Below are 12,115 nucleotides of genomic sequence, written 5' to 3' on the forward strand. Positions count from 1 at the left end.
AAATCCATGTAGTGATCCGGGGCGAAAAGAAACGCAGAAGACTATACCGGATGTTGAAAGGGAGTAAGGTTATTATGGAAGAAAAGAAAAACTTACTAACTTATGCAGGACTTAAAAAATTAGAAGAAGAGCTGCATGATTTAAAGGTAGTAAAGAGAAAAGAAGTAGCAGAGAAAATTAAGGAAGCCAGAGAACAGGGCGACTTATCTGAGAATGCGGAATACGATGCAGCGAAAGACGAACAGAGAGACATTGAAGCACGTATCGAAGAAATCGAGAAGATCTTAAAGAATGCTGAAGTTGTTGTAGAGGACGAAGTAGATCTGGACAAGATCAGCGTTGGATGTAAGGTTAAAGTACACGATTTTGAATTCGAAGAAGACATCGAGCTGAAGATCGTAGGTTCCACAGAGGCTAACAGCCTTGAAGGCAAAATCTCCAACGAATCTCCCGTAGGAAAAGCACTTATCGGTGCGCATACAGGCGATGTAGTAGAAGTAGAGATGCCGGCAGGAATCATGAAATACAAAGTTCTGGAGATCCAGAGAAACGTATAAGAGACAGATGACTGAGGTGCGCGTAGAGATTTATCATGCAAAGGCATAACGCGCACCTTTCTCTGACTATATAAGCAGATAATAAGAAGACAATAAGAAGTTTGTTATTTCTTATTTTTGTCTGTATATCTGATAAATTGATATTTGAAAATACAGGATTCTGTTGAATGGAATCTTCTGTTACATCTGATATCACATGGAAATGTAGAATAAATGTAACTATTCAGTAGTCTACTATCCCGCGAGGTGTTTTGGCACGTAAGTACCAAAATCCCGAGACATACAAGCCCAAATGCCATCACCGCAGGTGATTTTTAATGCATTTTGGCTCGTAACTGTGAAGGTACTGAACAGTTATGAACAAATAATAATTATACAAGTATATAAGGAGGAACCAAGGTGGCACAGCAGAAGCAGGAACAGGATTTAAACCAGTTACTGAAGGTACGTCGCGATAAACTGGCAGATCTTCAGGCTAATGGAAAAGACCCATTTCAGATCACAAAGTTTAACCAGACTCATCACTCAATGGAAGTGAAGAGTCTTTATGAAGCACATGAGGCAGAACTTCTCAAAGATCGTGCAGAAGTAGATGTAACAGGTCTTGATGAAGAACAGGCAAAGGAAGCTGTTAAGAAAGATTATGAAGAGAGAAGAGAAATCATGGACGCAAGCCCGATCCACGTAGCGATCGCAGGCCGTATGATGTTCAAGAGAGTTATGGGTAAGGCTTCTTTCTGCAATATCCAGGATTTACAGGGAAATATTCAGGTATATGTAGCAAGAGATGCGATCGGAGCAGATTCTTATGCAGATTTTAAGAAATCCGATATCGGTGATATCTTCGGACTGGAAGGTTTTGCATTCAGAACAAGAACAGGTGAGATTTCTATCCATGCAGAAAGCATGACTCTTCTTTCCAAGAGCTTACAGATCCTTCCTGAGAAATTCCATGGACTGACAGATACAGATATGCGTTATCGTCAGAGATATGTAGACCTTATCATGAATCAGGACAGCAAGAACGTATTTATCAAACGTTCCCAGATTCTGAAAGAAATCCGCAACTTCCTTGCAGACCGTGACTTCATGGAAGTGGAAACTCCGATGCTGGTTGCAAATGCAGGCGGTGCTGCAGCAAGACCGTTTGAAACTCATTATAATGCACTGAACGAAGATGTTAAGCTTCGTATTTCTCTTGAACTTTATCTGAAGAGACTGATCGTTGGTGGTCTTGAGAGAGTTTATGAGATCGGACGTGTATTCCGTAATGAAGGTGTAGATACCCGTCATAATCCGGAGTTTACTCTGATGGAGCTTTATCAGGCATATACAGATTATGAAGGCATGATGGAACTGACTGAGTCTATGTTCCGTTATCTGGCAGAGAAGGTTTGTGGTTCTGCGAAGATTTCCTACAATGGTATCGAGATCGACCTCAGCAAACCTTTTGAACGTCTGACCATGAATGATGCGATCAAGAAATATGCAGGAATTGACTTTGATGAAGTTGCAGATGATGAAGCAGCTAAGAAGCTTGCAGATGAGCATCATATTGAATATGAAGAACGTCATAAGAAGGGTGATATCATCAACCTGTTCTTCGAGGAATATTGTGAAAAAGAACTGATCCAGCCAACATTTATCATGGATCATCCGATCGAGATTTCTCCGCTGACAAAGAAGAAACCTTCTGATCCGAATAAGGTAGAGCGTTTCGAACTGTTCATTAATACATGGGAAATGTGTAACGCATATTCCGAGCTCAATGACCCGATTGACCAGAGAGAGCGTTTCAAAGCACAGGATGCTCTTGCTGACGCAGGAGATGAGGAAGCAAACCACACAGATGAAGACTTCCTGAATGCACTGGAGATCGGTATGCCGCCTACAGGTGGTATCGGATACGGAATCGACCGTCTGGTTATGCTGCTTACAGACAGCCAGGCAATCCGTGACGTACTGCTGTTCCCGACAATGAAGTCACAGGGTGCTGCTAAGAACGAAGCAAACAACGTTGCGCAGGCTAAAACGGTTTCAGAAAAGCCAGTTGAGAAGATTGATTTTTCAAAGGTAGAAATCGAACCATTGTTCAAAGATGAGGTAGATTTTGAGACTTTCAGCAAGTCCGATTTCCGTGCAGTAAAGGTAAAAGAGTGTGTCGCAGTGCCGAAGTCAAAGAAACTTTTACAGTTTACTCTGGATGATGGAACAGGCGTAGAACGTACCATTTTAAGCGGTATTCACGCATTCTACGAACCAGAAGAACTGGTAGGTAAGACACTTATAGCTATCACAAATCTGCCACCTAGAGCAATGATGGGAATTGAATCTTGTGGAATGTTACTTAGTGCAATCCATGAAGAAGAGGGCGAAGAAAAACTTCATCTTCTGATGGTAGATGACCATATTCCGGCTGGTGCAAAATTATATTAATATCAGTCGTATAAAACGACAAAAATATACGACTTACGACAAACTTACGACAGAAGATTAGGAAGAGGATGCAAGGTTTAAATAAGGCGACTAAACATAAGATTTAGTCGTCTTATTATTTTGCCTTAAAACACAATGTGCAATATAATTTTAATTGCAAATTATATTGCAAAATACAATAAAATATGATACATTGAAAATGTACTTAATAGTATATATTGAATTATTTTAAATCATTTGAAGGGAATGGGATGGATGGAAGAAAAGGGAGAGTCTATTAGCTTTGTGAATGGTAAGAATGAAAAAATTTTTGAAATTCCAGATGGGGATGCAATAAAGCTGATTTCAGAAAATGGAGACAGATATTATGCTCTTTGTCGAAGAATTGATGAATGCCATGTAAAAATTGATGGGGTTAGGTGGCATTTGCAGGCATATGCACAAGCTATGGAAAAAAGGGGAATTATTTTCATGCCAGCGAAAAATAATCTGTAAATATTATGTAGTACAAAATTCAGTAAGCTTCTTTCTACTGAGCCTATAAAATATTAACCAACAAAAAGGACTGCCAGTTGAATTAATTTTCAATAAGGGCAGTCCTTTTTGATATTTTTAATGGTTGTGGTTATTCTTCACTGTCCATAGCTTTGACGGCGTATTCTAAGCACTGGATAACAGCCTGATTTAAAGATAATTCTTTTTCCTGAGCGCGTTGCTCCAGATCGTTTAGTAAATCGGCAGGAAGTCGAAAAGTTTTGGATTTGTATTCTCGTGATTTATTTGATTTTAATTCAAATTTGGACATGATTTTTCCTCCTATATGTATATCTTATAGGATAAGATTAAATAATTATAGAATTATTTTTACGATAAAATTTAGCTTGTATTTTAAAATATATTATATAATGCATTAAAATATGCAGAATATCCGCTGGGGGAGCGTAGCAACCGAAGGGCGACATTGATTTTGTTGTCTACTGGTTTTTCGGCAGGGAAGGATTTGTCAAGGTCAAAGCCGTGGAACGGTGCGAAGCAACCTTGATAAATTCTTCGCTGTCGGGTACAATGACAATACAAAATCTATGTTGAGTATAAATATTAGGAAGGGTTATTTTTATGAGAAAAAGTGAAAAATTATTTTGCCATTATCTGTTTGAAGAATATAATACTATTTTGCTTGGTTTTCCAAAAAAGAATGCAGAGGAAGATATGGATAGAAGCGCAGGGAAAAATGTGAATGACTCGATAAATGTTCCGATGGAAGAACATTTAGATTTATTATTTAAGGAAGATAATATTGGTATGGAAATGGGAATAGTTAATGAAAATTTTCCTAAATTAGATACTTATGATAGAACCGCTTTTTATAATGCGATGGAACGGTGGAATACACGGGAACTAGAAAAAATAAAATTTGTTGGAAAGTATTGGATGATTCTAGCGGATTTTATATACTGTACTTTTGGATTGTCATTGAATGATATAGCTGGAGAATTATTGGAAGTATCAGAATATATTATGGAGATTCCTTTGGATAAAAAGAATCTGTCCGATGTAAAAGAGACAAGAAAACTTTATTATGATGTTTTGGATAAAATGCGCTCCAATAAAAAAACATTAAGGGATATGGCAGAAAAAATAATAAAAGTAGTTTGTCTTTGGTTTGGGATTACTCAGGATATTCTTAGAACTGGAAAGGGTTATATGTATGTTATTAATATGCAGAAACATCCTGAGATGCTTAGCATAGTTGATGTTGTGGATTACTGTAAAGAATGTGAAAGTCACGGAAAAGATTTAAACATCGAAGAAATGATGAAGGAAAAAATGGGAGTAGAAGATGAGGATATTGGAAAAGTTTTTCTACAGATTGTAGAGCCACGAAGTGGCACGGATAAAAAAGTTGCAGAATTTATAGACATCTTATTGGAAGAAATGGTTAAGAGTCGGGAAAAAGAGATAGAGGCAAGAAAAAGGAGAGAGGAAAAAGAAAAGAGAGAGAGTCAGGAAAAAGGAGAGAGCAGGAATTGATCCTGTTCTTTTTTTATACGAGAATTTAAGTTCGTACCTGAACGATAAAAGGGTTTGTTATAATTCAAGTGTAAGATAAAAAGAAGGCAGAGAGGAGGAGAAAAACTATGGGATAAGATTACGAGCAAGGCATTTAAAAACAAAAATATGGTTATTGAGAAAGGAGAGTTATAAAAATGAAAGTAGTAGGAATGAACTATTCTGTAAAAGCAAATGGAAAAGTTACAACATTATATGTGGAGCAGGATTTTGAACCGTTTTACAAGGACGAAGATGGGACAAAAGGTTTTGTTGGAAAAAGGGCAGAAAGTATTTATGCCGGATATTATGATTGTTCTCAATTGAAGGTTGGAGACGAAATTGAAATTTACTATGATAAAGCGATGACGTTAAAGTCTGGAAAAACATTTCAGACAATTAAAAAAATTGAAAAATTAAATTAGTGAGTGGGGGGATTACCCCCGCTGATAGAAAGGGGAGTAAGCAAAATGATTAAGTTTGTACTATGGATTATTTCAAGTGCAATGTTACTTGGAATTACATTTGCAGGGGTATTTGGTATTTTTTGTTTGGCGATTATGATTTGGACAGGTTGCAGTTTTAATGAAGCTGTCATTAAACTTAGAGAGGCTGTCAATGATCGCGAACAGGAAGATTTTTCGATGGATGCTGGCATTAAAGTAGATATTTGGAATACTGTGAAAAATATAATTGGGGAAAAACGTTTTAAGAGAATAGTCGAACTGTCGGAAACACCAACTGCTCCAATGATGTGTTTTACTAAAATTTCGCGATTGCCTTGTGTTCAAATTGTTGTGCCATATGCAGACGAAAATGAGAAGGATGTACTGGAACATATGATTCTGAATGTTGTGAAGAGGTATCTGGAAATTTACGAATATAAGCAGAACGTTATTGTAGACTGGAATGTTCGGTTCGATCTCAATATACCTTATTTGGAAATAAAATATGCTCGAAATGAAAAAGAAAACAGTATATTGAATATAATCCAGAATCAAAGACAGCAAAAATTAACTATCACAAATGAGAATCCTATCGACGACATGGATGAAAACGATTTAGACGGATAAAACTCAGATGGATAGGTTGATGTTGGGTTATGATTATAAATTCTATTCAGATGTAGGTGTGAAAATCCCTATTTATGCGCCGATAGGGCATTTAATTGTTGTGGGTGGGTCTGGGTCGGGTAAAAGCACGTCTATTCTTTATTGGATTTATAAGCTGAAAAGCCAATATTGTAAGTTGTATATTGTTGATTTTAAAGCAAGCCATGAATTTGAAGAAATTACAGATAAAGAGCGTTTTGGCGAATTTGAGGATGCATATGATGTAATTTTGCGATTCTATGATGAATTTATGAATACACCAGAAGGTGGAGAGGAATGCTATAAAATTCTTCTTATTGATGAAATCGCTGGTTTATTGACACATTACTCAATGTCAAAGGATGGGAAAGCAAAAGCGGATAAAATTAGAAATATTATGTCCTCAATTTTAATGCTTGGACGTTCCAGAAAATGTTTTTTGTGGCTTTCTATGCAAAGATATACAGCAAGTATTTTTCCTGCATCAAGCGGAAGTGCAGATAATTTTCATATATATGTCGGTTTGGGAAGATTGACAGTTGATGGTAGAAAAGGGTTATTTGCAGGCGAACATATGGAAGGTGAAGAAAATTTACAATTTGGTATGGGAAAGGGAATTGTACTTATTGATGGACAAAATCTGCGAGCGTTGGTTTTGCCTAAAATTTCAAAGAAAAAGATATTAGGTTTGTTACAAAATTAATGGTGGGTGAAGCGGATTGCGTTGGCGAAGCCATAAGCAATTCGCTTCTATAAGAAAATTTCTAGTATTACCAATTTTCTTATGTGATTGTGAATTTGGTTAGTTTTATTGAAGTTTACGGGAGAGTTTAGTCACAAGTAAATTGTGATTAAGAACAGGAGTGTGAATAATAATGGGGAATTTTTCAACAAATGTCAGAGGTCGGTGCTGGATTGCAACAGTACATATTGCAAATATGCAAAATGCGGGATGGAAAGAAGAGGATTATAAAAATCCAGAAAAATTAGCAGAAATGTTACAGGATGCATGGGTAGGAGACAAAGATGACAGAGAAGCCGCAGTTGCAGTATGTTTGAGTGCAGATGGATGTTATCATGCGCATGTGGCTTTATATGGAAATACAACTACCTTGAGGAAGGTATCAAAAACAATGTTTAATTCTCATGTAGAACCTCAATGTGGAGGGAAAAAAGAATTAACCAATTATATGCTGAAGTTAGGTGAACATGAGGAAAAAGGCGAAGAGGTTTTATATACTCTGGATATGGACTGCATACAAGACGTTCGGGGAACAAGGTCGGATTTAAAGGCAATAGAAGAATTGCTCAAACAAGGAAGAACTCCATCTGAGATTATGAGAAGTAATTTTTCTTATCGAAAGTATGAGAAGATGATACGTTCAGAATTTATTGATATACGTATGAGAGAAACACCTCTGATAAAAACTGACAAGGAATGTATTTGGATTGTTGGGGAAAGTGGAACAGGAAAAAGTTATTATTATAAAGAACTGTGCGAAAAATATGGAGAGGAAAACGTATATTTTGCAACAGATTTTGATAATGGGGGGATGGACTATTATATAGATCAGGGAGCACCGGAAATTCTTTTCATGGATGAATTTAAGGGCAATATACGGTTCTCTGAGTTGCTGGTTATATTAGACCAATATTCCAGAGCACAAATTCATTGTAGATATGCCAATTGTTACTGTTTGTGGAATAAAGTGATTATTACTTCTGTATATCCACCAGATGAAATTTATGAATCATTAGTTGAAGAAGGTGACAGGGGGAGAGATAAGATAGAACAGCTTTTAAGGCGTTTGGATAAAATTCAGTATCGGTATAAAGATGGAGCAGAGTATAAATCATTTGAAATTCCAACATCAGAATATACCAATTATGAAGATTTGAAAAAAAGGGCACATGGAAAAGATAATGTAGATGGATTTATAGAAACTGACAGTAACCCATTTGAAGAGTAATAATTTTTAATAGAAAATAAGGTGAGAGCTATATTATGAGAGAAATTTTAGTTCCGACATGGGAAAAGGCAAATCTGACTTTAGAAGAGGCTTCTGCATATTTTGGAATTGGAGTAAATAAGTTACGTGATTTGACTAATGGTGAAGATTGTCAGGAAGTTTTGTGGTGTGGAAGCAAAAGGCTTATTAAAAGGAAAAAAATGGAAGCCCATTTAGAGAAATTATACTCTATATAAATTTAGAACTGGACAAAGAGGATGGGGAAATATTATAATGAATATGAACCTGCATCCTCTTTGGTATAAATGAAGAGGAGAATTATAATGGTCAGGAGAAAAGACAATAAAAATCGAGTTCTGAAAGAGGGCGAATATCAAAGAGCAAATGGAACCTTTGAGTATAAATGGACAGATAAAAAGGGAAAACGTCATTCAACCTATGCAAAGATTCTTGAAGAGTTGAGAGAGAAGGAGAATGATGTTTTAAGAGATATTTTAGATGGTATAAAAGCAGATAAAAATAGCCTTACAATTAATGACTTATACTATAGATGGGTTAATCTGAAAAAGGGGTTGAAGGATAATACCTTTCAGAATTATCAGTATATGTATCGGCAATTTGTCGAGGAAGATTTCGGAAAAATCAAAGTTGTTGATTTGAAGAGAACTGATGTAAGAGCTTTTTATAATTCTTTGCTGGATAGCAGACATTTGAAGGTATCTACAATAGATGCTGTTCATACAGTTATGCATCAGGTATTAGAACTGGGTGTTGAAGATGACTATCTGAGATATAATCCATCTGACAATGCTTTAAAGGAATTAAAGAGAGCGCATAACAAAGATTCCAGCAAGAGAAGAGCCTTAACATTTGCAGAGCAGAAAGTTTTTGAATCATTTTTGGAAAAACAAGGACAGTACCATAAATGGTACCCTATTTTCGAGGCTCTTTTATGGACTGGTATGCGAGTGGGGGAAATTACAGGACTTCGATGGGATGACATTAATTTGGATGAGGGTACTATTAATGTAAATCATACATTAGTTTATTATGACAAGGGAACTGATAAAGGATGTGGATTTTCCATTAATACACCAAAAACCAAAGCTGGTCAAAGAACAATTCCTATGTTGCCAAAAGTAAAACAGGCATTTTTGATGGAAAAAGAATATCAAAAAGAATGTGGATTGACTTGTAACGTTACTATCGATGGATATACGAATTTTATTTTTATTAATCGATTTGGCAGTGCGCAACATCAAGGAACACTTAATAAGGCTCTCAAAAGAATTATTCGGGACTGTAACTATGAGGTGATGGATAAAGGTGGAGAGGTCATGCTTCCTCCATTTAGTAATCATTCGTTGAGACATACGTTTACAACCCGAATGTGTGAAGCTGGTGTCAACGTCAAAGCGATGCAGGAGATTCTGGGACATTCAGATGTGGAAACGACGTTAGATGTGTATGCAGAAGCAACTGACGATTTGAAGCAGACAGAGATTAGCAAATTTAATACATATTTTGAAAATATGAAGCCTGCTTAAAATAGTAAAAAAGTATTTACGACAGCTTTACGACAAACATACGACAAGTTATGCAGAGTTATGAAGAACCTTAAATGGAGAGATAGATATAGGTGCTTTAAAAACAGGGAAATAAAGAAATATAAAGTCTTATAAAAAATAAGGTATAATTTCCCGACAATGAAGTCCCAGGGCGCTGCTAAGAACGAAGCAAACAACGTTGCGCAGGCTAAAACGGTTTCAGAAAAGCCAGTTGAGAAGATTGATTTTTCAAAGGTAGAAATCGAACCATTGTTCAAAGATGAGGTAGATTTTGAGACTTTCAGCAAGTCCGATTTCCGTGCAGTAAAGGTAAAAGAGTGTGTCGCAGTGCCGAAGTCAAAGAAACTTTTACAGTTTACTCTGGATGATGGAACAGGCGTAGAACGTACCATTTTAAGCGGTATTCACGCATTCTACGAACCAGAAGAACTGGTAGGTAAGACACTTATAGCTATCACAAATCTGCCACCTAGAGCAATGATGGGAATTGAATCTTGTGGAATGTTACTTAGTGCAATCCATGAAGAAGAGGGCGAAGAAAAACTTCATCTTCTGATGGTAGATGACCATATTCCGGCTGGTGCAAAATTATATTAATATCAGGACACTTCGCTTTTAGTGAAATACTAAAGGCGGAGTGTTATTTATATTATAGGAAATTACTCTGTAATGTTCCTATAACATAAATAACACTCCGGGCAGGATCGCACTGCGATGGAGAGTAATGATACTGCTGCAGGTATGCCATATATGGCATATATAAGGCACAAAAAGGAATATGTCAATATCCCCCCGCAGGGCTTACTGATGTCAGAATTGTCTGATATCATAAAAGCCAGTTACCAATAAAGAAAAAGCGAGGGAACATGAAATGAAAAAGGGTTTATTGACAATGGCCGGAGTGCTTCTGACTGTATCACTGGTCAGTGCCGGAACAACAGTGCCTGTACTGGCAGAGGAAGAAACAACACTGGTATACGGAAGCGGAGATTATACCAGGATCAATCCTGCTATGGATGAACATGGAGAGATCAATATTCTGATCTTCAACGGTTTAACTGCACATGACGGAGATAATCAGGTAGTTCCGGGACTGGCAGAGAGCTGGGATTTTGATGATGAAACCAATACTTATACATTCCATATGGCAGAAGATGCCAAGTGGCAGGACGGCGAACCTGTGACAGCAGAGGATGTTAAATTTACTATTGAAGCGATCATGGATCCGGAAAATGGTTCTGAGAATGCACCCAACTACGAGGACGTAGAAGAGATCAATGTTATTGATGATCATACGGTTGCGTTCAAGCTTGAGGACAAAAACGTTGCATTCCTTGACTATATGACAATGGCAGTTCTTCCTAAGCATTTGCTTGAGGGAGAAGATATGCAGACCTCTGATTTCTTCCGTAATCCGGTAGGAACAGGTCCATACAAGATCGAATCCTGGGATGAGGGACAGGCGATCACACTGGTTAAGAACGAAGACTATTTTAAGGGTGAGCCTTCCATTGATAAAGTTGTATTCAAGATCGTACCGGATGACAATGCGAAAGCACTTCAGTTAAAATCCGGAGAACTTGATCTGGCGTTATTAACACCAAAGGATGCAGCTGCTTTTGCAGATGATGAGGCATATACATGCTACGATATGAAGACTTCTGACTATCGTGGAATCATGTTTAACTTTGGAAATGAATACTGGCAGAAAAACCGTGATCTGATCCCGGCAGTGTGCTATGGACTTGATCGTCAGGCGATCATCGACGCAGTTCTCCTTGGACAGGGAATGCCGGCTTATGGACCTCTTCAGAGAAATATCTACAATTATGAAGATGTAGAGCATTATGATTACAATCCTGAAAAAGCAAAAGAAATTCTGGAAGCTGCAGGATGCGAGATGGGTGATGACGGATTCTATTATCGTGACGGCGAAAAAGTGGGATTTGTAATCAGCGTAAGTGCAGGAGATCAGGTACGTATTGATATGGCTCAGATCGCAGCACAGGAACTGAAAGAGATCGGCATGGATGTATCAGTAGAGATCCCTGCACAGACAGACTGGGCAGGACAGATGGCATTTCTCATCGGATGGGGAAGCCCATTTGACGCTGACGACCATACATACAAAGTATTCGGAACAGATAAGGGAGCAAACTACTCCGGCTATTCTAATGCAGACGTTGACAAGTATCTGACAGAAGCAAGACAGTCAGCTGATCCGGAAGTTCGTGCAGAAGCCTATGCTAATTTCCAGAAAGCTCTGGCAGAGGATCCGGCTTATGCAATGATCTGCTATATTGATGCCAACTATGTTGCTGACAGCAATATTAAAGGAATCGATCCTGATACAATTATGGGACATCATGGAGTTGGAATCTTCTGGAATGTAGCAGACTGGACTATTGAATAATAAAAAGAGATAAAGGTTGTGACGGGGGCAC

At 37.5% G+C, this 12,115-nt stretch carries 12 protein-coding genes and 1 pseudogene; 12 read left to right on the forward strand and 1 reads right to left on the reverse strand.

Going from position 1 to position 12,115, the window contains the following annotated elements:
- Nucleotides 1-74 precede the first annotated feature (74 nt).
- From greA to AC075L_RS04060, 3 genes are all read left to right on the forward strand, one after another.
- Entirely contained in the window at nucleotides 75-557 is a 483-nt protein-coding gene (gene greA / locus AC075L_RS04050; RefSeq protein WP_008707789.1) for a transcription elongation factor GreA, read from the forward strand.
- A gap of 399 nt (nucleotides 558-956) precedes the next feature.
- On the forward strand, nucleotides 957-2,993 hold the full coding sequence (lysS, locus tag AC075L_RS04055) for a lysine--tRNA ligase (protein WP_008707788.1): 2,037 nt from the start codon (nucleotides 957-959) through the stop codon (nucleotides 2,991-2,993).
- A gap of 255 nt (nucleotides 2,994-3,248) precedes the next feature.
- Complete coding sequence (locus tag AC075L_RS04060) at nucleotides 3,249-3,488, forward strand: hypothetical protein (RefSeq protein WP_118593743.1); 240 nt, start codon at nucleotides 3,249-3,251, stop codon at nucleotides 3,486-3,488.
- Between the two features lie 130 nt (nucleotides 3,489-3,618).
- Here the strand turns inward: AC075L_RS04060 and AC075L_RS04065 are convergent, their stop codons facing one another.
- Nucleotides 3,619-3,798, reverse strand: a complete 180-nt coding sequence (locus AC075L_RS04065; RefSeq protein WP_118593744.1) for a hypothetical protein — start codon at nucleotides 3,796-3,798, stop codon at nucleotides 3,619-3,621.
- Between the two features lie 311 nt (nucleotides 3,799-4,109).
- Between AC075L_RS04065 and AC075L_RS04070 the strand changes: the two genes are divergently transcribed.
- The 9 genes and pseudogenes from AC075L_RS04070 (at nucleotide 4,110) to AC075L_RS04110 (ending at nucleotide 12,084) form a co-directional block, all read left to right on the forward strand.
- Entirely contained in the window at nucleotides 4,110-5,024 is a 915-nt protein-coding gene (locus AC075L_RS04070; protein WP_118593745.1) for a hypothetical protein, read from the forward strand.
- Between the two features lie 176 nt (nucleotides 5,025-5,200).
- On the forward strand, nucleotides 5,201-5,467 hold the full coding sequence (locus AC075L_RS04075) for a hypothetical protein (RefSeq protein WP_118593746.1): 267 nt from the start codon (nucleotides 5,201-5,203) through the stop codon (nucleotides 5,465-5,467).
- Between the two features lie 45 nt (nucleotides 5,468-5,512).
- Nucleotides 5,513-6,115, forward strand: a complete 603-nt coding sequence (locus tag AC075L_RS04080; RefSeq protein ID WP_118611130.1) for a hypothetical protein — start codon at nucleotides 5,513-5,515, stop codon at nucleotides 6,113-6,115.
- A gap of 7 nt (nucleotides 6,116-6,122) precedes the next feature.
- Entirely contained in the window at nucleotides 6,123-6,836 is a 714-nt protein-coding gene (locus AC075L_RS04085; protein WP_118611131.1) for a hypothetical protein, read from the forward strand.
- Between the two features lie 352 nt (nucleotides 6,837-7,188).
- Entirely contained in the window at nucleotides 7,189-8,103 is a 915-nt protein-coding gene (locus AC075L_RS04090; RefSeq protein WP_147420177.1) for a hypothetical protein, read from the forward strand.
- 35 nt (nucleotides 8,104-8,138) lie between these two features.
- Nucleotides 8,139-8,339, forward strand: a complete 201-nt coding sequence (locus tag AC075L_RS04095) for an excisionase (protein WP_120062770.1) — start codon at nucleotides 8,139-8,141, stop codon at nucleotides 8,337-8,339.
- 87 nt (nucleotides 8,340-8,426) lie between these two features.
- Complete coding sequence (locus AC075L_RS04100) at nucleotides 8,427-9,650, forward strand: tyrosine-type recombinase/integrase (protein ID WP_476387172.1); 1,224 nt, start codon at nucleotides 8,427-8,429, stop codon at nucleotides 9,648-9,650.
- A gap of 150 nt (nucleotides 9,651-9,800) precedes the next feature.
- Nucleotides 9,801-10,268: pseudogene (locus AC075L_RS04105) on the forward strand (lysine--tRNA ligase); the annotation flags it as partial.
- Nucleotides 10,269-10,542: 274 nt separating this feature from the next.
- Nucleotides 10,543-12,084 carry an ABC transporter substrate-binding protein gene (locus AC075L_RS04110; RefSeq protein ID WP_008707786.1) on the forward strand — a complete coding sequence of 514 codons (1,542 nt, stop codon included), beginning with the start codon at nucleotides 10,543-10,545 and terminating at the stop codon, nucleotides 12,082-12,084.
- The last annotated feature ends 31 nt before the right edge of the window (nucleotides 12,085-12,115 follow it).

The sequence above is a fragment of the Blautia sp. ZXY-1-B12 genome (assembly GCF_056339915.1).